The following is a 20846-nucleotide window of genomic DNA, read 5'->3' as shown; positions in this document are numbered from 1 at the left end:
ATCGTCTGCATGTTCGACACGTACCTGCGCCTGTGGGACCTCGTTCCCGACGGCGGCCCGATCCTGACCGCGAGCGGCGGCGTGCTGCCCGTCGTCTGGCACGCGCGGCCCGCGATGCTGAAGGTCGCGACCTGCGACGAAGAGCGCCGAGGCAATGCGCTGATGACCTGGTGGAACGGGGATGGCGCCGCGCGCGTGTGGCTGCACGACAGCGACGCGGTGCTGCTCGAACGCGCGCAACCGGCACCCACGCTCATCGGCCTGTCCGTCGCGGGCCACGACGACGATACGATCCGGATCGCATGCCGCGTGGTCGCGCGGCTGCATGCGCATCGCGCACCGGCAACGCCCGAGGTCGTGCCGCTGACTGACTGGTTCCACGCGCTGCTGTCGCACGACACGGGCGATGACACGCTGCGGCGTTCGGCCGCGACGGCGCACCGGCTGCTGGCCGCGCCGCCCGTCGACGACGTCGTGCTGCACGGCGACATCCATCACGGCAACGTGCTGCACTTCGGCGATCGCGGCTGGCTGGCGATCGACCCGAAGGGGCTGCGCGGCGACCGCGCGTTCGATTACGCGAACCTGTTCTGCAATCCCGCGCACGACATCGCCGTCGATCCCGCCCGTTTCGCGCGGCGCTGCGCGCTCGTCGCCGAGGCCGCGCAACTCGACCGCCGCAGGTTGCTGCAGTGGGTCCTCGCCTGGGCCGGCTTGTCCGCGGTCTGGCTGATGGAGGACGACCTGCCGCCCGATACGCGTGTGCAGGTCGCGAGGATGGCTGCCTCGGCGCTCGACGAGTAGCGTGCGACGGCCGTCACCCCGTCGGCTGCATCGCGTAGCGGCGCCCATGAAAAAACCCGCCGGCATGCACCAGCGGGTTTTCGTGTCCGACGTGCGCGACGCTTAGCGCGCCGGATTCAGCGTCAGGTTCATGTGACGGTTCACATCCTTGTACAGCAGGTAACGGAAGCGGCCGGGGCCACCCGAATAGCATGCCTGCGGGCAGAACGCGCGCAGCCACATGAAGTCGCCCGCTTCCACCTCGACCCAGTCCTGGTTCAGGCGATAGACGGCCTTGCCTTCGAGCACGTACAGGCCGTGCTCCATCACGTGCGTCTCGGCGAACGGAATCACGCCGCCCGGCTCGAACGTCACGATGTTCACGTGCATGTCGTGACGCATGTCGCTCATGTCGACGAAGCGCGTCGTCACCCATGCGCCGTTGGTGCCCGGCATCGGGATCGGCTCGACGTCCTGCTCGTTGGTCACGAACGCTTCCGGCAGCGCAATACCGTCGACGACCTGGTAGTGCTTGCGGATCCAGTGGAAACGCACGGCGGCATCGCTGACGTTGTGCAGCGTCCAGTCGGCGCCCGGCGGGATGAAGGCGTAGCCGCCCGGCTTCAGCGTGTGCTGCTTGCCTTGCAGCGTCAGTTCGGCCTCGCCTTCGACGACGAACAGCACGGCTTCGGCGTTCTTGTCCTGCTCGGGCTTGTCGCTGCCGCCACCCGGATTCACTTCGACGATGTACTGCGAGAAGGTTTCGGCGAAACCCGACAGCGGACGCGCGATCACCCACAGGCGCGTGTTGGTCCAGAACGGCAGCCAGCTGGTGACGATGTCGCGCATCACACCCTTCGGAATGACCGCGTACGCCTCGGTGAACATCGCACGATCGGTCAGCAGATCGGTCTGCGGCGGGTGGCCGCCATGCGGCGCGTAATACGTTGTCTTAGACATAAAGCATCCAGGCAATGGGTTGGTCCGGCCCCGGGTGGCAACGGCAGGCGCGGCACGCGTGTGGGGCACGCATGCGGCGGCGGGACATCGCTGCCGGGGTGGCTTGAAAGCGCGGGCGCCTTCGTTCGGTCGGCCAGGCTTCGCGACGGGCCCGCCCGGTTCAGCGGGCGGGGGCGAGCCATGCTTGCGGGTCCGGCGGCCGGGCCGCGGACACTCGGGGTCATGCGGCGGGGCACGGGGGACGGCACGGTTCGATTCCGTACGCGGGCAGCGCTGACGATAGCGAAGTCGATCCCGATCGACCAATTAAATGTTGCGATGACATCCATTCGATTTCGCACTACCCGCCATTGCGCGCGATGGCCCGTGAACGCGTGCCGCGGACACGTCCGCGCATCAGGGAAATCCTGATGACCGGGCGGCAACGCGTCGATCGACGAGTGCGAAATGAGGATGACCGAACCTGCGCGGCTGCATGTCGATGCAACTGGCGATGTCGTCTACAAGCGGGAAAGGTGAAGCGGGAGAGAGCGTGCCAACCCGTCGAGCGGGGTCGGGCATGGACTGCCGGAGAGGGTGAAGGGCCGCCGGTCTTGCCGGCGACGGCGGCCCGGCTGAGGCCGCCGGGCCGGCTGTCGGATCGGGTGCCGACGTGCCGGGCGCGCCGGTGCGCAAGCCGCGCACCGTGCCGCGCCCGCGGCGATCAGTCCCAGTCGCGGTGGTGGCGATGCTTGCGGTGACGATAGCCGCGATCGCCGTGATCGCGTTCGTACGAGCTGCGCGACATGTTGCCGCCCAGCGCCGCGCCCGCGCCACCGCCGACGGCCGCGCCCAGCAGGCCGCCCGTGCGGCCGCCCATTGCGTTGCCGGCTGCGGTGCCTGCGCCGCCGCCGAGGGCGCCGCCGATGATTGCACCGGTGCGCTCGCGACGGTTCGACGTCACGGCACCACCCGCGCCGCCGCCGATCGCGCCGCCGATGACGGAGCCGGTGCTGCCACCGACCGCGCCACCGACCGCTGCGCCGGCAACCCCGCCGAGCGCGCCGCCAAGCGCATTGTTCAGGTCACCGGCCATTGCCGGCAGTGCGGTCGCGCCGGTCAACGCGGCGACGACGAGAGCGGGGGCGATTTTCTTCCACATTCCCGTATTCTTCCTTGTTCGCAATCTGGTTATCGAAAGTCCGCTCGATACGACGATCTGAATCGATCGACGTCGATGCCGGCATTGTGCCGAATCCCGGACCAATTCATTTCAATGAGCTTGCGGCGAAGAATAGCACCGGTCGAGCCGGCTTGCCGTCGACATTCTGGTAACAAGTTGTTTACCGGAAGAGGACCGGAAAAGGTTGCCGGAAACCGCCGCCAAAGCACGCCGGCAGGGGCTCCGGCCATGGTCAAGCCCCGTTTTTCGGCAATGCCGAACGTGCCCGTCGCGCGGGTTCGGACACACGTGGCAACACATCGGAGGCGCGCCGCGAGCCGGCGGCATCGCCCGGGTCGTTCGGGCCATACGAGGGTCAGTACACACCCGGAATCAGCCGCCAGGTGTGCGCGCAGTACGCGTCGTATTCGGCGCCGAATTGCGCGCGCAGCAGCGCCTCCTCGGAACGGATGCGCGCGACGAGCGGGATCATCGTCAACGCGACGAGCAGCAGCCCGACGCCCGAGCGGAACGCCAACGCCCAGCCGGCCGCATTGACGAGCAGGCCGAGATAGCTCGGGTTGCGGATCCTGCGATAGATGCCGTCCGTCACCAGCGTATGGCCGGGCTGGATCGCGACGAGCCCGCTGAAGCGCTTGCCGAGCACGAACACGGGCCAGATGCGCAGCACGCCGCCCGCGACGTACAGCACGACGCCGATCCAGCGCACCGTGGCGCCGCCGAAGGTCCACACGTCGAGCCGGTCGGTCAGCGCCGGCACATACGCGAGCAGCAACCCGCTGGCGCCGAAGGCCGCGAGCACCCAGCGATTGTCGCGGTTCTCGCGCTCGCCGGTGCTCAGGTTGCCCTCGGTCAACAACGCGACAGCGGCCAGCGCGAGCGTTGCGACGGCGATGACGGTCAGTTGCGGATGCGAGAAGAAGGCGGCAAACCCACCGATGCCGAGCACGGCGAGCCCGAGATAGACGAGCGTGGAGACGCTCGCAGCGATTGCGAACTTGCGCGTAACGGCCATGGCTTGCCTCGCCGGAGGGGGCTTTCCTGTGAAGTATAGGAACCCGGGCGGGCGATGCGCACGCGAGCCGTCATGCGGCGCGCGAGTTTTCCCTGCGAGAGGCGGCGGCGCGTCGAACGACGCGCTCGATCGACGTGCGGGCGGCGCCCGCGGCCGCCGCCCGGTCAGCGAATGCGGAAGTTGCCGCCGATTCCGACGCTGACCGGCGGTGCGTAATAGGCCGGCGCATAGCCGTAGTAGGCCGGCGCGGGCGCGTAGCCGTAAGGCGGCGCGACATAGCAGCCGGACAGGCCGCCGATCAGCGCAAACGTGATGAGAACTTTGTACATGGCTCGATTCCCGGCAAGAAGGACACGTCGCATCGCGCGAAAGCCGTGCCGTCGCAGCCCTTGACGGCCGGCCCGAAGAGGCAACCGGCGGCAACCGGCCCGTCCTGTCGCTCGATGCAGCAATGCGCGGAGTCTAGCGCCGGAGCCGCCAGGCCGAGTTTCGCGAGCGGTTACACGTGTTACGTGGTGTGACCGCTGAAACAGGTGCGAACGGCGTCGCCGCACGCGCCCGCTGGCGCCGCCCGAATCACGAGCCGTCCATGCGTTACACGAAACGCGCGCGGATACGCTCGGCGAGCGATTCGAGCGTGGCCGCGTCGGCGATGTCGCGCGCGTGCATCCGCAGGTCGACGCCTTCCCAGCGCGGAATCACGTGGAAATGCACGTGCGGGACCGTCTGGCCCGCCGCCGCGCCGTTGAACTGGCCGATGAACACACCGTCCGGCACGAGCGCCGCGCGCACGGCCGCCGCGACGCGCTGCGTCATGCGGATGCCGGCCGCCGCCGCGTCGCCGGACAGCTCGAAGATCTGCGCGGCCGGCTCCTTCGGGATCACGAGCACGTGACCGTCGGCCTGCGGCATGAGATCCATGATCGCGAGCGTTGCGTCGTCTTCGGCGACCTTCACGCACGGCAGTTCGCCGCGCAGGATCCGGGCGAACGGGTTGTTGTTGTCGTAGGACATGGCGTTTTCCGATTTTGCGATTGCGGTTTGACTGGGAACGATGCCGGACGATTATCGGCCGACGGCGGGTCGGATTTCAACTTGTCAGGCCGTGTCGCGATCGCGGTGAACAATGCATGCCGGCTCGCGTGTCGTGTCGCTCGCCGGGTGGAATATCCGGCCGTCGCCATCCGTTTATTCCGAGTGCGGGTTCGCACGGCAAGACCGCGGATCCGCGCCGGACCGATCCCAACGCGCTGGTGGTCGGCCCGACCGGCCTCGCGTACGCCCCGAACATCGACGTGCCGTATGTCGCGTCCACCGACGACAACACGAATACCGCGACGATCTGGACACTGCGTTCGGACGACAACAACGCACAATGACGCACCACGTGGACGGGCCGAATGCGGCCCGTTCGAACCTGCTCGATCGACACATGCGATTCGCACACGCCGGGCACCATGCCGCCTGATCGACGCCGCCCGGCGTCGCCACTCCCGCGATTGCCACCGCTCGCCCGAACCTGCGACACTGCCGGATCGTTGCCGGCCGGCACGCCACCGAGGACGCTCGCGCATGACGATCCCCTTCAAATCGCTGATCCTGCGCGGCGTCGCCGTCGCGCTCGTCGCCGCGCTCGGCTATACCGGCTACATGCTGTCGCGGCTCGCCCCGATCGCGACGGGTTATGCCGCGAAGGCGCTGTGTTCCGGCGTGTTCGTGTCGGGCCGTCCGGCCGCGTCGGTGATCGATGTCGACATCATGGCCGGCGTGCACCCGCTGCTGAAACTGGTGCGCCCGTCGATCGATCCCGAGCATCATCGTGCCGTCGCAACGTTCGCCGGGTTCGCGCCACGCGAGGCGGACTTCCGGCCCGGGCTCGGCTGCACGCTCGCGCTCGGGCCGTCGCCCGGCGTGCTGCCGGCGGCGCTGCCGCCCGTCCCCGATCCGCCGCCCGCGCAGGAAGCGGCGCCGGCCGCACCGCCCGCCGGCATCGACGCACGCAAGCTGCAGGCCGCGCTCGACCGCGCGTTCGATGAACCCGATCCGGCGCGGCCGCGGCGCACCCGCGCGGTCGTCGTGATGTGGCGCGGCCAGGTCATCGCCGAACGCTATGCGCCCGGCTTCACGGCCGACACGCCGCTACCCGGCTGGTCGATGACGAAGACCGTCACGGCCGCGCTGGCCGGCATGCTCGTCGCGCAGCACAAGCTGTCGCCGGACGCGTCGGCGCTGCTGCCGGAATGGCGCGACAGCGGCGACCCGCGCGCGGCGATCACGCTCGACGAGCTGCTGCGGATGACGAGCGGCCTGCAATTCAACGAGGACTACGACGACCCGCTGTCCGACGTTGCCGTGATGCTGTTCACGCAGCCGGACACCGCGCGCTTCGCGTCGGCCAAGCCGCTCGCCGCGCGGCCCGGCACGCAGTGGTACTACTCGAGCGGCACGAGCGCGATCGTCGCGCGTGTGATGCGCGAGGCGATGGGCGGCACCGAGCGCGACTACCTCGCGTTTCCGCGCCGCGCGTTGTTCGCGCCGCTCGGGATGCGCAGCGCGGTGTTCGAACCCGATGCGGCCGGCACGCTCGGCAGCGCGTCGTTCATGTATGCGAGCGCGCGCGACTGGGCGCGCTTCGGGCAGCTTCTGCTGCAGGACGGGGTGTGGGACGGGCAGCGGCGGCTCCCGGAAGGCTGGGTGCGCTACCTGACGCGCGCAACGCCGCTGTCGACGCGCGGAGAATTCGGCGCGCATCTATGGGTCAAGGTGCCGGAGCCGTTCAACGATCGCGATCCGCACGCGCGTCCCCTGCCCGCCGATGCGTTTCATGCGGTCGGCCATGAAGGCCAGTTCGTGAGCGTGGTGCCGAGCCGCAAGCTGGTGGTCGTGCGGCTCGGTCTGTCGCGGCCGGAATCCGCGTGGAATCACGAGGCGTTTCTCGCGCGCGTGCTCGAGGCCGTACCGGCATCCGGCACGTGACGTGCCGCGGGGAGGCAGCGTTGCGGCGGCAGTCACGTCGCCGCGACGCGCGTGAGATGCAATGCGTTACGGGTTCGCGCTGCCCGCATACTGCTTGAAGCCCTCGCGCGTCGCCAGACGCTCGATGTAGCGCTTCACCGCCGGGAATTCCGGGTGCTCGAACGGCGTGCCGAACCAGCGGTTCACCGACAGGCCGATCGGAATGTCGGCGAGCGTGAAGTGGTCGCCGGCCACGAACGCGCCGGTCGCCTCGAGCTGCGCGTTCAGTATCTGCATGTGCTTCGTCCAGCCCGCGATCGACTGCGCGATCGCCGCCGGGTCCTGGTGATCGGGCGACTTGCGCACGAGGCCGAGGAACGCACCCACCCACGAACGGTTCAGGTCCGTGCCCTGCCAGTCTATCCACTGGTCGACGCGTGCGCGCGCACGCGGCTCGGCCGGATAGAGCGCGTCGCCGCCATAGCGGTTCGCGAGATAGCGGATGATCGTGTTCGACTCCCACAGCACGAAGTCGTCGTCCTTGATGACCGGCACGAGGCCGTTCGGATTCAGCGCGAGGTAGGTCGGATCGTTGGTCGTGCGAAAGCCAGCGCCCCAGTCTTCCTGTTCGAACGGCAGGTTGAGTTCGGTGCACAGCCACAGCACCTTGCGAACGTTGATGGACGGGATCTTGCCGAGGATGTGCAGCATGCAGGCTCCTTGTGAGGTCGAATGCGAAGCGTTCGGACCGCGCGAAACGGCCCGAACGCGCTCCTGCCGAAGTTATACACGAGCGCACGGGAATCGACAGGCCGTCAGGCGAAACCGCTGCGCGCGGCCCCGCTGCTTCGCTTACATAGGCTTGACCACCATCAGAAAATACACGCTCAGCATCGCGAAGAACGCCGGATAGCCCAGCAGCTCCCAGCGCTTCGCATAACGCCAGTAGCGCGCCGGCAGCTCGGCATCGCCATTCGCATGCGCGAGCTTCGCCATCGCGGCCAGCTCGATCTGGAGCCACACGACCGGCAGCCAGCACGCGCCCGCGACCGCATACAGCACGATCGACGCGATCAGCCACGGCGTCGTCCACGGCCAGCCGGCCGTATGCGCGAGCCACAGCCCGGACGCGGGCTGGAACAGCACGGCCGGCGTCGTGAACCACCAGTCCGCGCGCACCACGAGGCGCGACACGGCGGCGATCGCCGGCACGGAGCACGTGCGGTTCGCGAAGAACAGGTAGAACGCGGTGCCGAAGCCCGTACCGACCATCAGCACCGAGGACAGGATATGCAGCGTCTTGATCACGAGATAGGTGCTCATGCGTGTTCTTCTTCTGAAAAGAGGATCAACAGGATCGCGAGAATCGGCACGTTCTTCAGCACGGGGCCGAACGGCTCGGCGAGCAGGCCAGGCATCGTGGCCGCGATGACGGCCGAATACGCGACGATCAGCGCGCCTTGCGCGGCCCACAGACGGCGGGACGGCGCGGCGACGGTCGCCACGCCGAACGCGAAGTCCAGCGCGCATGCGCCGTAGAGCGCGATCAGCGCGGGCAGTCCGCTCAGGTGGGCGCGGGCGAGCATGGCGAGGCTGTCGTGCCGCGGATGAATGAACGCGCTGGCGATGGCCGTCCAGATCCAGACGATCGCGAGCGCGCTGAGCAGCAGCGGCCGCCGCCACATCGCGAGCGCATCGCAGCGCAGCGCGGCCGCGTTCGCGCCGATGAAATCGCGCAGCCCGCGCGGTGGCCGGCCAAGCACGGCCGTGAGCGCGGCGGGATCTCCGGTATTGCCGCCGCGCAGCATCGTCCACGTGTCGCGGGTCAGCATCGCGCCCGGCATCGTGCCGAGCAGCGCGGCCGCCGTGCCGACCAGCGGGCTCGGCAGCGCGACGCGCGCCGCCGGCGGGAAACCCAGCGCGGCGCGATAGACGCTCAGCATCTCGCGATACTCGACTTCGTCGGCACCGACCGCGTCGATGACCGGACGGCCGGCCGCCGGCGCATCGACGAGCCGCGCGACGAGCTCGGCGAGATCGTCGACGTGCACGGGGCGCAGCCGCTGATGGCCGCCCGCAGGCAACACGTGCACGGGGAGGCTCGCGAGCATCCGGAAGAACCGGGCGGACGTGCCGGCGGTTCCGTAGACGAGCGCCGGACGCACGATCCGGTAATCGAGCGGCAGCGTCTGCAGGAAGGTGTCGGCCGCGTACTTGCTGGCGAAATACGGCGTGTCGCCGCGCTCGACGCCCAGCGCCGAGATCTGGATCACGCGTCGCACGCGGGCACGGCAGCATGCGGTGAAGAGCGCGCAGGGCGCCGCGCGATGCACGGTGTCGAACGTCGCATCACGCCGGTCGGCGATGATCCCGACCGCATTGATCACCACGTCGACGCCATCCAGCCGGGCGAGCCACGCGTCGGGATCGACATCCTTCGCGAAGTCGATCGCGACGTCGTGCGCGCCGACCGCATGCCGCACGCCGCGCAGCACGCGATGGCCGCCGGCCTCGAGCCGCGCGCTCAGCGCCCGCCCGATGAAGCCGTTCGCGCCGCAGACGAGGACGTTCATGTCGCACTCCGCGATGCGGAATGCCGGCGGATCGACAGCATGATCTCGTTCATTTTTTCATCCTCTCTGTACAGTTATTTCTGTAAAGACAGAAATATTGAATCCAAAAAAAGCGGGCTGCGTGCCCGCACGTCCGGTGCCGCCTACTTCGACGACTTGCGCCTGACCGTCTGGCTGATCTTCGCGCCGATCCCGAGCGCCTTCATCAGCGTATCGGGCTTGAGCCGCAGCATCTCGTCCGACCAGGTCGTGAGCGTCTCGACGAACTGCAGCGTGTCGCGAATGCGCTGTTCGGTTTCGCGGCTCTCGTCGGCGATCTCGGGGCTCGTCAGGCAATCGCGCAGCACCGTGAGCGTCGGTTCGATCTCGCGTTGCCGCCGCCCTTCGACGATCAGCTTGAACAGTTCCCAGATGTCGGTCGACGTCTCGAAGTGGTCGCGGCGATCACCCAGCACGTGCACGACCTTCGCGAGCCGCCACGCCTGCAACTCCTTCAGGCTCGTGCTGACGTTGGAGCGCGCGACGTTGAGCGTCTCGGCGATCTCGTCGGCCGCGACCGGCCTTCCGGTCAGGTACAGCAGCGCATGAATCTGCGAGACGGTGCGGTTGACGCCCCACCGCGAGCCCATTTCGCCCCAGTGGAGGATGAATCGTTCGGCAATCGGTGTGAGTTCCATGTCGGGAAATTTAGTTTTTTCAGTTATTTCTGTCAAGAGAGAAATATCTGGCCGCTACGCAAATCGCCGCGTCGATGGTCCGACCCCGCGCAACTGCGAATGCCGCCACCGCCCGCGTTTCCCGCCCTGCCCGCCCGCTTCCATTACAATGCGCGGGATTTTTCCGATTTCAGGCCGTCCCCCGCCTTTCTGAATAGAGGTTTCCATGATCATCAAACCGCGCGTGCGTGGCTTCATCTGCGTGACGACTCATCCGGTCGGCTGCGAAGCCAACGTCAAGGAACAGATCGACTACGTGACTTCGCACGGCCCGATCGCCAACGGCCCGAAGAAGGTGCTCGTGATCGGCGCGTCGACGGGCTATGGCCTCGCCGCCCGGATCTCGGCCGCGTTCGGCTCGGGCGCGGACACGCTGGGCGTGTTCTTCGAGCGCGCCGGCAGCGAAACGAAGCCGGGCACCGCCGGCTGGTACAACAGCGCCGCGTTCGAGAAGTTCGCCGCGCAAAAGGGGCTCTATGCGCGCAGCATCAACGGCGACGCATTCTCCGACAAGGTCAAGCAGATCACGATCGACACCATCAAGCAGGATCTCGGCAAGGTCGACCTGGTCGTCTACAGCCTCGCGGCACCGCGCCGCACGCATCCGAAGACGGGCGAAACGATCAGCTCGACGCTGAAGCCGGTCGGCAAGTCGGTCACGTTCCGCGGCCTCGACACCGACAAGGAAGTGATCCGCGAAGTCTCGCTCGAGCCGGCGACGCAGGAAGAGATCGACGGCACCGTCGCCGTGATGGGCGGCGAGGACTGGCAGATGTGGATCGACGCGCTCGCTGAAGCCGGCGTGCTGGCCGACGGCGCGAAGACGACCGCGTTCACGTATCTCGGCGAGCAGATCACGCACGACATCTACTGGAACGGCTCGATCGGCGAAGCGAAGAAGGATCTCGACAAGAAGGTGCTGTCGATCCGCGACAAGCTGGCCGCGCACGGCGGCGATGCCCGCGTGTCGGTGCTCAAGGCCGTCGTCACGCAGGCGAGCTCGGCGATCCCGATGATGCCGCTCTACCTGTCGCTGCTGTTCAAGGTGATGAAGGAAAAGGGCACGCACGAAGGCTGCATCGAGCAGGTGTACGGGCTCCTGAAGGACAGCATGTACGGCGCGACGCCGCACGTCGACGACGAAGGCCGCCTGCGCGCGGACTACAAGGAGCTCGATCCGCAAGTGCAGGCCAAGGTCGTCGCCATGTGGGACAAGGTGACGAACGAGAATCTGTACGAGATGACCGACTTCGCCGGCTACAAGACCGAGTTCCTGCGCCTGTTCGGCTTCGAGATCGCCGGCGTCGACTACGACGCGGACGTGAACCCGGACGTGAAGATCCCGGGCATCATCGACACCACGGTCTGACGACCGGGCCCGCCGCGCGCGACGCGTGGCGGCGGGCCGACTCTCCAGCAGCAAAGCCCGAACGGCGTCACCCCGTGCGGACACGTCCGCCGACAGCGCGGTTCGCACTTGCCGTGCGAGCGCGTCGGCGGCGCCATCCGCGGATCGGGCGATCGCGACCCGCGTTATTCCACCGCCCTTGCGGCATCCCACAGCGGCTGTCCGCCCAGCGCCGCATGCCACGCGCCGAAACGCGCGCGCCACGACTCGAACGGCTCCTTCAGCGGATGACGCGGATCGTCGCTGAGCGCATAGGCCATCCCCTCGATCAGCCAGCGCGGCTTGGTCGCCACCGCGAAGTTGCCGAGCACTTCGGCCTGACGATGATGGATCAGCTCGTGCGCAAGAAAGTAGGTCTGCCAGCCGCGCGGCGCGACGATCACGCCGAAATCCCCGAGCGTCAATGCCGCGCGTTCGCCCAGACCGAACATGTCGGCACACTCGCGCGTCGAGCAGAATACGACGCGCGGTGCCTCGCGAAACGGGCCCACGGCCGCCGCCGCGCGCGCATAACCGTCTCGATAGAGCTGCTGCGCGGCGCCGAACTTCGCGGCATCGTCCGTGCAGATGTCCGCGCTGGGGCACGACACGCCGGGAAGCAGCGCGGGCGCGACGACGCGTAGCGGCTTGACGAGCGCATAGGCGGCAATCGGCACCGCGACGAGCAGGCCCGTGAGGGCGAAGGCGACATGGGAGCGTTTCATCGAGGCGGCGATTCCGTTGGCATGGCGGTGGCGTGTTCCAGCACGAATATATCGGAGCGGCGCCGTCGCCATCCGACATTTTTTCCGTCCGGCATCCGCCATCCTGCGTCCGGCCCACGGCCCCGCTCCGCCGCACTGCGCGCCGATCGCGAACCGGATTGCGATCGCATCCAGCCCGGTTACGCGAGCTGCTTGTGAAAATACGTCGTCGCGCACAATGCGCCGTCGGGCATCAGCGCGAAGTTCGGCACGACGCCGACGCGCTCCCAGCCGGCCCGCTCGTACAGACGCTCGGCATCGCCGCCCGTCACGGTGTCGAGCACGAGCACGGTCTTGCCGGCATCGCGCGCGGCTTCGTCGGCAGCCGTCAGCAGCCGCGCCGCGATCCCCTGCCGGCGTGCATGGCGGGACACGAGCATCTTCGCGATGTCCGCGCGATGCGGCTGGTTCTCCGGCTGCGCGGTCACGACCTGAACGGTGCCGACGATCCGGCCGGCGACGTCCTCGGCGATGAGCAGGATGCGCTCGCCGCCCGCGACGCCATCGGCGACGCGCGTCCAGAACGCAACGGCGGTCGAACGCTCGATCGGCAACATGAAACTGACGGACGCGCCACCCTCGACGCAATCGATCAGCACGTCGGCCAGCGCGTCGATGCGCGCATGCGCTTCGCTCGCATCGAGGCGGCGCACGGTCACGGGTTCGGTCATACCCTCTCCGGTATATCAGGTGGGGCACGCGTTCGGTCGGCGTGCGCCCGGATCGAATGGAACGCCGACGTGCGGTCGATGCATGCACAGCGGCGGCCGGTGCAAGGCAACACGGCGCCCAGCCCGATTGGCGCGTGTTACCGCCCCATCATGCTACGCGATGAAAAATCCGGCTGAATCGCCTATGCTTAGCCACATGGCTAACTTTCAACCCGGCATCAGCGACGTATTCCACGCACTCGCCGATCCGACACGCTGCGCGATCGTCGGCGCGCTCGGCAATGGCGGGCGGACCGTTTCGGCACTGGCCGCGCCGTTCGACATGGCGCTGCCGTCGTTCATGAAGCATCTCGCGGTGCTCGAGCGCAGCGGCCTCGTCACGACCCGGAAGACTGGCCGCTCGCGCACCTGCGAGCTGGTCGCCGGCCGGCTGGCGGAGGCGGAGCAGTGGCTCGCCGCGCAGCGCGCGCACTGGGAAGCGCGCTCCGATCGTCTCGTGGAATTCGTCGAACGCCGTCACCAGGAGGAGCAAGCGCATGTCAGCCAGCCACGTCGACCCCGCCGAAGCCCATGACCTCGTCATCACGCGCACGCTGCGCGCGCCGCGCCACGCACTCTGGCGCGCATGGACCGACCCGGAATTGCTGAAGCAATGGTGGTGCCCGAAACCGTGGACCACCGAAGTGCACGCGTTCGACCTGCGCCCGGGCGGCGCCTTCCACACGTTCATGCGCGGCCCTGACGGCGGCACGAGCGACAACCCCGGCTGCTTCCTCGAAATCGTGCCGGAAGCGCGAATCGCATTCACGTCGATGCTCACGGGCGGCTGGCGGCCGCAGGTGCCGTGGCTGGGCTTCACGGCCGTCATCACGATGGCCGACGACGACGCCGGCTGCCGCTACGAGGCGCGCGTGATGCACCCTGATGCCGCCACGCGCGAGCGGCACGAGGCCCTCGGCTTTTTCGATGGCTGGAACATCTGCATCACGCAGCTCGACGAATTCGCGGCCGCGTTGCGCTGAATGCGGCCGCATGCGCGGGCCATTGCATGCGGCCGCGCGCGCGCCTAGGATTCCTGAAGGGCGCATGACGAGACGCCGGCATCCGGCGTGCGCCGTCGTGCGCGTTCCGCGGGAGGCCATATGCTGCACATGCATACGCATTCGACCCGGGTCAGTCGGCACCTGAACGCGCCGCGCGAGTGCGTCTACCGCGCGCTGCTCGATCCGCGCGCCGTCGAACAATGGAAAGTGCCTGACGGCATGACGTGCCGCGTGCACGCATACGACGCGCGCGAAGGCGGCGCGCTGCGCGTGTCGCTGAGCTACGACGCACCTTCGGACGGCACCGGCAAGACCACCGCGCACACCGACACCTATCACGGCCGCTTCGTGACGCTCGTGCCGGACCAGAAGATCGTCGAAATCGACGTGTTCGAAACCGACGATCCGATGCTGCGCGGCGCGATGACGGTCACGATCATGCTGTCCGACGAAGCAGGCGGCACACGCATCGATGCGGTACATGACGGTGTACCGCCCGGCGTGCCGGCCGCCGACAACGAGGCCGGCTGGCAAATGGCGCTCGCCCGGCTGGCCGCGCTGGTCGAGACGGGCTAGCGCGAGGCGACGGGCGCAGGACGCATCAGCCGAGCCGGTACGCGCGCGTGACGGTCCCGCGGAACAGCGCATCGCGCTCGCTCGGGCCCGCATGCGCGGTCAACCGCTTGAACGCGTTCCAGCCGTTCACGTACGAATACGAACCCTTGTCGACCGGGAAATTGCTCTCGAACATGCAGCGCTCGGCGGCGCAGGCGCGCGCTACGATGCGCAAGCCGTGCGCGACAGTCTCGCCCGATTCGCGGTACCGGACGGCCCCGCCCAGCCCTAACCGGCCGCGCGCATGCGGCGATGAGGCAGCGCAAAAGGCGGCCGCATGCGACACTGGCCGTCGACGCATGCAACACGCCGTCGAACGGCGCCGCACATGCAACCGCCGTCCGGACACGCAAGGGAACCCCACGATGAACGCCGCGCGCACCGCCACCTGGTATTTCGATTTCGTTTCGCCGTTCGCGTATCTGCAGCAGGAACGGTTCGATCAATTGCCGCCTGCCGCCGCATACGCGCCGAAGCCGATCGTGCTCGGCGCGCTGCTCGCACACTGGGGCCAGAAGGCGCCGGCCGAGATCGCGGCGAAGCGCATCTTCACGTATCGCCACGCGCAATACCGCGCGGACAAGCTCGGCATTCCGTTCCGGATGCCGCCCGCCCATCCGTTCAACCCGATCCGGCCGCTGCGCCTCGCGATCGCGATGGGCGGCTCGCCCGACGCGATCCGGCGGATCTTCCGCTACATCTGGCGCGACGGCCAGGACGTATCGACGCCGGATGGCTTCGCCGCGCTGTGCGAGGCGGTCGGCTTTCCGGAAGGCGTGACGGCCGTCGAAGCCCAACCGGTGAAGGACGCGCTGCGTGCGAACACCGATCAGGCGATCGCGCACGGCGTGTTCGGCGTGCCGACCTTCGAACTCGACGGCGACCTGTTCTGGGGCGACGACGCGACCGACATGTTCGTCGACTGCGCGACGTCGCGCGCGTGGCTCGACTCGCCCGAAGTGCGCCGCATCAGCGCGCTGCCCGAAGGTATCCGGCGCGGTTGACGACACGCGCGACGATGCTTGCGTGTCGCGCCCTTCGACGAGCAGCGGCACGGCTTCGCGCATCATCGCGACGAAGTCCACGAGCAGCGCTTGGGGCGCGAGCGCTGCAGGCAAATGCGGAGCGGGCAGCCCAACACGGCTTGCACACCTTTTCTTTTTATTTTCGTTCGGTGCTTCGCGGCGCGGCGCAGCGCGGCAGATCCACGCGGGATGCGACGCGCATTCGGTCATCCGATGCAAGTGCGCGATCGCTCACCGGATTATCCAGTTCAACACATTATTTTTCGACGATGCGCAGTGAACGCGCGCGCAACCGTCAGATGATTCGACATGACCGCGCCGCACGGTCATTCCCAATCCGGCCCCATCGGAAAATCGCGTTTTCTAAGGGGAATCCCGGTATTTTTTCCCATTTTCTTCGAAATTACCGGTGACATACTTGCCCCCCATTGCGCTCCCGTGCGAGCGCGCTTCCTGATCCCTGCCGGTCACGTGTCATGTGCTGCGTGTCCGCCGGGGTCGCAGAACATGAACAATTTCGACACCGCGATCCAGACCTTCCTCACCCACATCACGTTCGGACCGCTGATGAATCACGCGATCCGTGTGATCGCCGGCCTCTATACGTTCAAGGGCTTCATCCTCATCCCCGTGCTGTGCTGGCTGTGGTTCCAGCCGGGACCGGAACGCGAACGGCAACGCGAGCTGGTCATCGCGACGGTCGCGAGCGGGCTCGTCGCGCTCGCGTTCGGCCGGCTGCTCGCGAAAATCCTGCCGTTCCGCGTGCGGCCGATCTACAACCCCGATCTGCACCTGCACTTCCCGTCCGAGGAACTGCGCGCGGCCACGCTGCAGGCGTGGAGTTCGTTTCCGAGCGATCACGCGATGCTGTGGATGGCGATCGCGACAGGCATCTTCATCATCGCGCGCCGGGCCGGCGTGCTCGCGCTGCTGTATGCGGTCGTGTTCATCTGCGTGCCGCGCGCGTATCTCGGCTATCACTATCCGACCGACCTGATCGCCGGTGCCGCGATCGGCATCGCAATCGCGTGGCTGCTGACGCGCGATGCGATTCGATCGCGCTTCGCGACGCAGGTGCTGGAGGCGATCCGGCGCTTCCCCGCGCCGGCCTATACGCTCGCGTTCCTGCTGTGTTTCGAGCTGATCACGCAGTTCGACGAACTGCTGACGCTCGCGCAGTCGGTCAAGCACACGGCGATGTAACGGGACGGCGCCGCCATGCATCCGCTGCTGTCGTCACGACGCCCAGGCACGCGCTGCCGGCCCTGCGCGGCGGCATCACGCCATGCGCACGCCGCCGGTCAGGTCGCCGCTGCGTCGGCACCCGCGGCCGCGCATGTCAGTCGCGATCGGGCGCGCCGAGCGGGAAGAACGCACGATACGGCCGCGCTTCGTCGACCGCCCGCGCGAATGACGGCCGCGCAAGCAGCCGCTTGCGATACGCGATCACGTTCGCGAACGACGGGTCGATCCGGTGCGTCCAGTCCGCGTAGAACAGGAACGGCGCCGCGCCGCAGTCGGCGAGGCTGAAGCGGTCGCCGGCCGCCCATTCGCGATCGGCCATCGTGCGATCCAGCCACGCATACGACGTTTCGAGCATCGCGCGCGCGTCGGCGACACCCCGCGCATCGCGCTCGTGCGCCGGACGCAGCGCATCGAACACGACCTTCTGCTGCGGCGTCGATACATAGTTGTCGAAGAAGCGATCCATCGTCCGCACTTCCAGCGCCGCGCGCCGGTCGTCGGGCACCAGCCGCACGGGGCCCGGATGGTAGAGGTCGAGGTATTCGACGATGATCGTCGCCTCGATCACGGTGCGGCCCGCGTCGACGAGCACCGGGAAACGCTTCATCGGCCATAGCGCGGCCAGTTCCTGCATCGGCTTCGGATCGTCGTGCGCGAGCACGCGATACGCGAACGGCGTGCCGTTCTCGTACAGCGCGGTCAGCACCTTCTGGCAGTAGGACGAAAAGGGATGGGCGTATAGCGTCGGCGTCATCGCGGGGCTCTCAGGTTTCGGCGCCGCGTCATGCAGCGCCATGTGATCGGATCCCTTGACGACGAACGGCGCCTCGCCGATTCGACAGCGGCCCGAACATTTTTTCGTATGCGGTATCGCGCCGTTACGACCGGCCGTCCATCACGACGCGACCTTCGCCGCGCCAGCGCAGCATCCCGCCGCCGAGGTTCGCGACCGCATCGAAACCGGCCTTCAGGAGAATCACCGTCGCCTGCGCGGAGCGGCCGCCGGCACGACACACGGTCACGATCGGCCGGTCGTGCGCGAGCTCGCCGGTGCGCGAGGCCAGTTCGCCGAGCGGAATCGGCGTCGCGCCGGGCAGATGGCCGAGCGGGCCCGAGAATTCGTCCGGCTCGCGCACGTCGACGACCTGCACCTCCGGCAGGTGATCTTCGAGCCACTGCGGATCGATTTCCCAGAACCCGGCGAACGTGTAGACGAGCGGCGCCCAGTCGGCCACCGCGTGCGCGTCGGGTGCGTTCGCAGCCACGCCGCACTGCAGGTTCGCCGGCACCGCGACGTCGATCTGGCGCGGATGCGCGAGCCCGAGATTGCGCATGTAGCCCGCGAAATCGTCCTCGCTGAGATCGCCGCCGAGGCGCGGGTTGAAGCGCCGCTCCTCGCCGACGCTCGTCACCGTCAGCCCGCGATAGTCGTGCGCGGGATACAGCAGGCAGGCGGCCGGCAGCGTGAACAGCCGGCCGTGCACCGCGCGATACAGCGCGCGCGGGTCGCCCTGCTGGAAATCCGTGCGGCCGGTGCCGCGTATCAGCAGGCAGTCGCCGGTGAACGCCATGGATTCGTCGTCGAGCACGAGGCTGATGCAGCCGCTCGTGTGGCCCGGTGTCGCGCGAACGGTGAGGTAGCGCGTGCCGAATGCGCAGCGATCGCCGTCGTTCAGGTAACGGTCGGCGCCCTGCGCGCCGCTCGCGGCCGAAATCGCGATCGCGCTGCCGGTGCGCTGCTTCAGCAGCCACGCACCCGTCACGTGATCGGCGTGCACGTGCGTGTCGACGGTCGCGACGAGCCTTAGCCCGAGTTCGTCGAGCAGTGCCGCGTCGCGGCGCACCTGCTCGAACACAGGATCGATCAGCAGCGCTTCGCGCGATGCGCCGTCGGCAAGGAGGTACGTGTAGGTCGACGATTGCGGGTCGAAGAGTTGCCGGAAGATCATGGCGAAGTCGCTCCGTCGGCTGGGCGTGCGGGTTGTGCGGATAGTGCGAAGGGTGCCGGTTGCGACACCCGCCGCGCGGGGCGCGCGTTCATACAGGGTAGTGCAAAACGCGCACGCCACCCGCATCGTTGCATGCGGTGAGGTGTCATGCCGCGCCCCGGCCATCGCGCGCGCGGTCTTACGCTACCGCCTGTTCTCGTCTTACGTTCACGGGAATTGCGTCGGCATCTCGATGACGATCGATCACAGACAAAGACAGGTATCCCGACTCGTTCGCGCTCGACCAGCTTCGTCGCATGATCAACAGCGCTAGTGTCCTGTTCCGCTGATTCGCGAGCAAAGTCGATGCAGCTTTTCGAGGATGGAATCGGCTGACGCGGTCCAGACGAACGGTTTGCAGTTTTCGTTGTAGTGGGAAACGAATTGATCGATTCGCTTGACCAGTTGTTTGACCGAGCCGAACGAGCCTCTACGGATCGCTTTGTCGGTGATCAGCGCAAAGAAGCGTTCGACCTGGTTGAGCCACGAACTGTAGGTGGGAATGAAATGCATATGCCAGCGGGGGTGTGCCGCCAGCCACGCCTTGACCTTCGGATGCTTGTGACTGCCGTAGTTGTCGACGATGCAGTGCACGTCGAGTTCGGCTGGCACGGCCTTGTCGATTTCGCGCAGAAACGACAGGAATTCCTGATGTCGATGACGCGGCTTGCAGGTAGCGAGCACGGCGCCATTGAGCACATTCAGGGCGGCAAACAGCGTCGTGGTGCCATGACGGACGTAATCGTGAGTGACGCCTTCAACGTAGCCGAAACCCATCGGCAGCATGGGTTGCGTGCGCTCGAGCGCCTGACATTGGCTCTTCTCGTCCACGCACAGCACCAGAGCGTTCTCCGGCGGACTGAGGTACAAGCCGACCACATCGCGCAGTTTCTCGATGAAGAACTGATCGGTCGAGAGCTTGAAGCTTTCACTTCGATGCGGCTGCAGACCCAGCAGTTTGAAGTAACGGTGCACGCTCGTCGGCGAGATGGCGGTTTCGGCGGCAATCGTGCGCACGCTCCAGTGAGTGGATCCATCTGCCGGCTTCGTGTGCAGGGTCTTGTGAATCAGTTGGGCCAGCCGTTCGTCGTCGATGGTGCGTGGCTTGCCGGGACGTACTTCGTCATAGAGTCCGTTGATTCGCTGATCCAGAAACCGCAGACGCCACTTGCCCACCGTGGCACGCGTGAGTTGCAGGCGTTGCGCGATCGCGCTATTGGGCTCGCCGTCAGCCGCCGCCAGCACGATGCGCGCCCGCGAGACCAGCGCAGCCGAAATCGAGCGAGAGCGCGCTATCGACATCAGTTGCGAACGCTCGTCTTCGCTCAGCACCAGTTCCGCCTTCGGTCGTCCCATCACCATGCTGACGTCTCCCGTTCCGTTGACGTCAACATGCTACGTGAACATAGACCAGTTAACAACGGAACGGGACACTAGCTTCGATTGACAATAGTTGACCGACTGCGCGATAGCCAACGGCCGGTCTCTCTCCCGGAAATGGTAAATTCATACCAAAACCACACCTACGAGAGAACTATGGCCCGAGCCATGATCTGCGTCGGCGACACGACGACGCACGGTGGCCGCGTGCTGGAGGGCAGCGCGAGCGCGACGATTGACGGAAAACCCATTGCCGGTGTCGGGCATAAGGTACTTTGCCCGCAGTGCAAGGGGGTATTTCCGATCCTGCCCGCCACCGGGCGACGTTACCCGCACCAAATTGCAGGTCGGGAAACGGCCATCGAAGGCATGAAAACCGCGTGCGGCGCTACGCTGATTGCCTCGCAGTCATCCGCGACGCTCGACGACGTCGGGGCCGGCGAGGCATCGACCGGCGGCGCAGTAGCAACCGCCTCTGCCACGTTGGCTCCTTCGCCGACGCTCTGCCTCGAATGCCTGAAGTCCGCGGCCGAAAATGCTGCAACTATGACCGCGCGCGGGTAG

General features: G+C 67.3%; 24 protein-coding genes and 1 pseudogene. 10 read left to right on the top strand and 15 right to left on the bottom strand.

The window, feature by feature from the left end; all coding sequences use genetic code 11:
* The first annotated feature begins 9 nt into the window (after positions 1-9).
* Entirely contained in the window at positions 10-804 is a 795-nt protein-coding gene (locus ACT2FV_RS11140; protein ID WP_444503849.1) for an aminoglycoside phosphotransferase family protein, read from the top strand.
* 102 nt (positions 805-906) lie between these two features.
* Here ACT2FV_RS11140 and ACT2FV_RS11135 read toward each other — a convergent pair whose 3' ends face one another.
* The 5 genes from ACT2FV_RS11135 to ACT2FV_RS11115 all read right to left on the bottom strand — a co-directional run bounded on the left by ACT2FV_RS11135 (position 907) and on the right by ACT2FV_RS11115 (position 4934).
* Positions 907-1743 carry a bifunctional allantoicase/(S)-ureidoglycine aminohydrolase gene (locus ACT2FV_RS11135; RefSeq protein WP_059608096.1) on the bottom strand — a complete coding sequence of 279 codons (837 nt, stop codon included), beginning with the start codon at positions 1741-1743 and terminating at the stop codon, positions 907-909.
* Between the two features lie 703 nt (positions 1744-2446).
* Positions 2447-2884, bottom strand: coding sequence for a hypothetical protein (locus tag ACT2FV_RS11130; protein WP_059608095.1), 438 nt, complete (start codon positions 2882-2884; stop codon positions 2447-2449).
* 376 nt (positions 2885-3260) lie between these two features.
* A complete protein-coding gene (locus tag ACT2FV_RS11125; protein WP_444503848.1) occupies positions 3261-3920 on the bottom strand; it encodes a methyltransferase family protein in 660 nt (219 codons plus the stop codon).
* A gap of 164 nt (positions 3921-4084) precedes the next feature.
* The gene (locus ACT2FV_RS11120; RefSeq protein WP_006760791.1) at positions 4085-4249 is read right to left on the bottom strand and encodes a hypothetical protein; all 165 of its coding nucleotides are present in this window, start codon (positions 4247-4249) and stop codon (positions 4085-4087) included.
* A gap of 265 nt (positions 4250-4514) precedes the next feature.
* On the bottom strand, positions 4515-4934 hold the full coding sequence (locus tag ACT2FV_RS11115; RefSeq protein WP_059608093.1) for an HIT family protein: 420 nt from the start codon (positions 4932-4934) through the stop codon (positions 4515-4517).
* 116 nt (positions 4935-5050) lie between these two features.
* Between ACT2FV_RS11115 and ACT2FV_RS11110 the strand changes: the two genes are divergently transcribed.
* Positions 5051-5299 (top strand): hypothetical protein, encoded by a 249-nt coding sequence (locus ACT2FV_RS11110; protein ID WP_151050201.1) that lies wholly within the window; start codon positions 5051-5053, stop codon positions 5297-5299.
* Positions 5300-5492: 193 nt separating this feature from the next.
* Complete coding sequence (locus tag ACT2FV_RS11105) at positions 5493-6896, top strand: serine hydrolase domain-containing protein (protein WP_444503847.1); 1404 nt, start codon at positions 5493-5495, stop codon at positions 6894-6896.
* A gap of 66 nt (positions 6897-6962) precedes the next feature.
* Here ACT2FV_RS11105 and ACT2FV_RS11100 read toward each other — a convergent pair whose 3' ends face one another.
* The 4 genes from ACT2FV_RS11100 to ACT2FV_RS11085 form a co-directional block, all read right to left on the bottom strand.
* The gene (locus ACT2FV_RS11100; protein WP_059608091.1) at positions 6963-7586 is read right to left on the bottom strand and encodes a glutathione S-transferase family protein; all 624 of its coding nucleotides are present in this window, start codon (positions 7584-7586) and stop codon (positions 6963-6965) included.
* 141 nt (positions 7587-7727) lie between these two features.
* Positions 7728-8198: a DUF2269 family protein gene (locus ACT2FV_RS11095; RefSeq protein WP_124624373.1), complete on the bottom strand. Its 471-nt coding sequence runs from the start codon at positions 8196-8198 to the stop codon at positions 7728-7730.
* Positions 8195-9448 carry an SDR family oxidoreductase gene (locus ACT2FV_RS11090; protein ID WP_444503846.1) on the bottom strand — a complete coding sequence of 418 codons (1254 nt, stop codon included), beginning with the start codon at positions 9446-9448 and terminating at the stop codon, positions 8195-8197. The genes ACT2FV_RS11095 and ACT2FV_RS11090 overlap by 4 nt, the downstream gene beginning before the upstream one ends.
* A gap of 143 nt (positions 9449-9591) precedes the next feature.
* On the bottom strand, positions 9592-10125 hold the full coding sequence (locus ACT2FV_RS11085) for a GbsR/MarR family transcriptional regulator (protein WP_059608088.1): 534 nt from the start codon (positions 10123-10125) through the stop codon (positions 9592-9594).
* Positions 10126-10330: 205 nt separating this feature from the next.
* Here ACT2FV_RS11085 and fabV point away from each other — a divergent pair, with 205 nt between their 5' ends.
* Positions 10331-11533 (top strand): enoyl-ACP reductase FabV, encoded by a 1203-nt coding sequence (gene fabV, locus ACT2FV_RS11080; RefSeq protein WP_059608087.1) that lies wholly within the window; start codon positions 10331-10333, stop codon positions 11531-11533.
* Positions 11534-11697: 164 nt separating this feature from the next.
* Here the strand turns inward: fabV and ACT2FV_RS11075 are convergent, their stop codons facing one another.
* Together ACT2FV_RS11075 and ACT2FV_RS11070 are read right to left on the bottom strand one after the other, a co-directional pair.
* Positions 11698-12276: a hypothetical protein gene (locus ACT2FV_RS11075; RefSeq protein ID WP_174906839.1), complete on the bottom strand. Its 579-nt coding sequence runs from the start codon at positions 12274-12276 to the stop codon at positions 11698-11700.
* 179 nt (positions 12277-12455) lie between these two features.
* Positions 12456-12986 carry a GNAT family N-acetyltransferase gene (locus ACT2FV_RS11070; protein WP_444503845.1) on the bottom strand — a complete coding sequence of 177 codons (531 nt, stop codon included), beginning with the start codon at positions 12984-12986 and terminating at the stop codon, positions 12456-12458.
* Positions 12987-13182: 196 nt separating this feature from the next.
* Between ACT2FV_RS11070 and ACT2FV_RS11065 the strand changes: the two genes are divergently transcribed.
* The 3 genes from ACT2FV_RS11065 to ACT2FV_RS11055 all read left to right on the top strand — a co-directional run bounded on the left by ACT2FV_RS11065 (position 13183) and on the right by ACT2FV_RS11055 (position 14605).
* On the top strand, positions 13183-13560 hold the full coding sequence (locus ACT2FV_RS11065) for an ArsR/SmtB family transcription factor (RefSeq protein ID WP_124624388.1): 378 nt from the start codon (positions 13183-13185) through the stop codon (positions 13558-13560).
* The gene (locus tag ACT2FV_RS11060) at positions 13523-14008 is read left to right on the top strand and encodes an SRPBCC family protein (protein ID WP_059608083.1); all 486 of its coding nucleotides are present in this window, start codon (positions 13523-13525) and stop codon (positions 14006-14008) included. The genes ACT2FV_RS11065 and ACT2FV_RS11060 overlap by 38 nt, the downstream gene beginning before the upstream one ends.
* 120 nt (positions 14009-14128) lie before the next feature.
* Positions 14129-14605 (top strand): SRPBCC family protein, encoded by a 477-nt coding sequence (locus tag ACT2FV_RS11055; protein ID WP_059608082.1) that lies wholly within the window; start codon positions 14129-14131, stop codon positions 14603-14605.
* A gap of 25 nt (positions 14606-14630) precedes the next feature.
* On the opposite strand, the pseudogene ACT2FV_RS11050 reads toward ACT2FV_RS11055, so the two are convergent.
* Positions 14631-14846: pseudogene (locus tag ACT2FV_RS11050) on the bottom strand (amidohydrolase family protein); the annotation flags it as partial.
* Positions 14847-15009: 163 nt separating this feature from the next.
* On the opposite strand from ACT2FV_RS11050, the gene ACT2FV_RS11045 reads away from it, so the two are divergent.
* Positions 15010-15648 carry a 2-hydroxychromene-2-carboxylate isomerase gene (locus ACT2FV_RS11045; protein ID WP_444503844.1) on the top strand — a complete coding sequence of 213 codons (639 nt, stop codon included), beginning with the start codon at positions 15010-15012 and terminating at the stop codon, positions 15646-15648.
* A 528-nt stretch (positions 15649-16176) separates the two neighbouring features.
* Positions 16177-16872 carry a phosphatase PAP2 family protein gene (locus ACT2FV_RS11040; RefSeq protein ID WP_444503843.1) on the top strand — a complete coding sequence of 232 codons (696 nt, stop codon included), beginning with the start codon at positions 16177-16179 and terminating at the stop codon, positions 16870-16872.
* Positions 16873-17008: 136 nt separating this feature from the next.
* Here ACT2FV_RS11040 and ACT2FV_RS11035 read toward each other — a convergent pair whose 3' ends face one another.
* The 3 genes from ACT2FV_RS11035 to ACT2FV_RS11025 form a co-directional block, all read right to left on the bottom strand.
* A complete protein-coding gene (locus tag ACT2FV_RS11035) occupies positions 17009-17668 on the bottom strand; it encodes a glutathione S-transferase family protein (RefSeq protein ID WP_059608119.1) in 660 nt (219 codons plus the stop codon).
* A 124-nt stretch (positions 17669-17792) separates the two neighbouring features.
* Complete coding sequence (locus tag ACT2FV_RS11030; protein WP_124624409.1) at positions 17793-18863, bottom strand: rhodanese-like domain-containing protein; 1071 nt, start codon at positions 18861-18863, stop codon at positions 17793-17795.
* Between the two features lie 309 nt (positions 18864-19172).
* Positions 19173-20264: an IS630 family transposase gene (locus tag ACT2FV_RS11025; RefSeq protein ID WP_444503777.1), complete on the bottom strand. Its 1092-nt coding sequence runs from the start codon at positions 20262-20264 to the stop codon at positions 19173-19175.
* 174 nt (positions 20265-20438) lie between these two features.
* On the opposite strand from ACT2FV_RS11025, the gene ACT2FV_RS11020 reads away from it, so the two are divergent.
* Positions 20439-20846 (top strand): PAAR domain-containing protein, encoded by a 408-nt coding sequence (locus tag ACT2FV_RS11020; RefSeq protein WP_151050218.1) that lies wholly within the window; start codon positions 20439-20441, stop codon positions 20844-20846.

Origin of the sequence: Burkholderia sp. PR2, from assembly GCF_052372875.1 — a bacterium.
GTDB lineage: Bacteria > Pseudomonadota > Gammaproteobacteria > Burkholderiales > Burkholderiaceae > Burkholderia > Burkholderia diffusa.
Note: the sequence above shows the minus strand (reverse complement) of the source record. Positions and strands in the feature narration are given on the sequence as shown.

Bases quoted from the DNA above. Each gene is read 5' to 3' on its own strand.
- ACT2FV_RS11140 (WP_444503849.1), top strand. From the start codon at position 10: ATGTTCGACACGTACCTGCGCCTGTGGGACCTCGTTCCCGACGGCGGC.
- ACT2FV_RS11135 (WP_059608096.1), bottom strand. From the start codon at position 1,743: ATGTCTAAGACAACGTATTACGCGCCGCATGGCGGCCACCCGCCGCAG.
- ACT2FV_RS11130 (WP_059608095.1), bottom strand. From the start codon at position 2,884: ATGTGGAAGAAAATCGCCCCCGCTCTCGTCGTCGCCGCGTTGACCGGC.
- ACT2FV_RS11125 (WP_444503848.1), bottom strand. From the start codon at position 3,920: ATGGCCGTTACGCGCAAGTTCGCAATCGCTGCGAGCGTCTCCACGCTC.
- ACT2FV_RS11120 (WP_006760791.1), bottom strand. From the start codon at position 4,249: ATGTACAAAGTTCTCATCACGTTTGCGCTGATCGGCGGCCTGTCCGGC.
- ACT2FV_RS11115 (WP_059608093.1), bottom strand. From the start codon at position 4,934: ATGTCCTACGACAACAACAACCCGTTCGCCCGGATCCTGCGCGGCGAA.
- ACT2FV_RS11110 (WP_151050201.1), top strand. From the start codon at position 5,051: ATGCCGGCTCGCGTGTCGTGTCGCTCGCCGGGTGGAATATCCGGCCGT.
- ACT2FV_RS11105 (WP_444503847.1), top strand. From the start codon at position 5,493: ATGACGATCCCCTTCAAATCGCTGATCCTGCGCGGCGTCGCCGTCGCG.
- ACT2FV_RS11100 (WP_059608091.1), bottom strand. From the start codon at position 7,586: ATGCTGCACATCCTCGGCAAGATCCCGTCCATCAACGTTCGCAAGGTG.
- ACT2FV_RS11095 (WP_124624373.1), bottom strand. From the start codon at position 8,198: ATGAGCACCTATCTCGTGATCAAGACGCTGCATATCCTGTCCTCGGTG.
- ACT2FV_RS11090 (WP_444503846.1), bottom strand. From the start codon at position 9,448: ATGAACGTCCTCGTCTGCGGCGCGAACGGCTTCATCGGGCGGGCGCTG.
- ACT2FV_RS11085 (WP_059608088.1), bottom strand. From the start codon at position 10,125: ATGGAACTCACACCGATTGCCGAACGATTCATCCTCCACTGGGGCGAA.
- fabV (WP_059608087.1), top strand. From the start codon at position 10,331: ATGATCATCAAACCGCGCGTGCGTGGCTTCATCTGCGTGACGACTCAT.
- ACT2FV_RS11075 (WP_174906839.1), bottom strand. From the start codon at position 12,276: ATGAAACGCTCCCATGTCGCCTTCGCCCTCACGGGCCTGCTCGTCGCG.
- ACT2FV_RS11070 (WP_444503845.1), bottom strand. From the start codon at position 12,986: ATGACCGAACCCGTGACCGTGCGCCGCCTCGATGCGAGCGAAGCGCAT.
- ACT2FV_RS11065 (WP_124624388.1), top strand. From the start codon at position 13,183: ATGGCTAACTTTCAACCCGGCATCAGCGACGTATTCCACGCACTCGCC.
- ACT2FV_RS11060 (WP_059608083.1), top strand. From the start codon at position 13,523: ATGTCAGCCAGCCACGTCGACCCCGCCGAAGCCCATGACCTCGTCATC.
- ACT2FV_RS11055 (WP_059608082.1), top strand. From the start codon at position 14,129: ATGCTGCACATGCATACGCATTCGACCCGGGTCAGTCGGCACCTGAAC.
- ACT2FV_RS11045 (WP_444503844.1), top strand. From the start codon at position 15,010: ATGAACGCCGCGCGCACCGCCACCTGGTATTTCGATTTCGTTTCGCCG.
- ACT2FV_RS11040 (WP_444503843.1), top strand. From the start codon at position 16,177: ATGAACAATTTCGACACCGCGATCCAGACCTTCCTCACCCACATCACG.
- ACT2FV_RS11035 (WP_059608119.1), bottom strand. From the start codon at position 17,668: ATGACGCCGACGCTATACGCCCATCCCTTTTCGTCCTACTGCCAGAAG.
- ACT2FV_RS11030 (WP_124624409.1), bottom strand. From the start codon at position 18,863: ATGATCTTCCGGCAACTCTTCGACCCGCAATCGTCGACCTACACGTAC.
- ACT2FV_RS11025 (WP_444503777.1), bottom strand. From the start codon at position 20,264: ATGGTGATGGGACGACCGAAGGCGGAACTGGTGCTGAGCGAAGACGAG.
- ACT2FV_RS11020 (WP_151050218.1), top strand. From the start codon at position 20,439: ATGGCCCGAGCCATGATCTGCGTCGGCGACACGACGACGCACGGTGGC.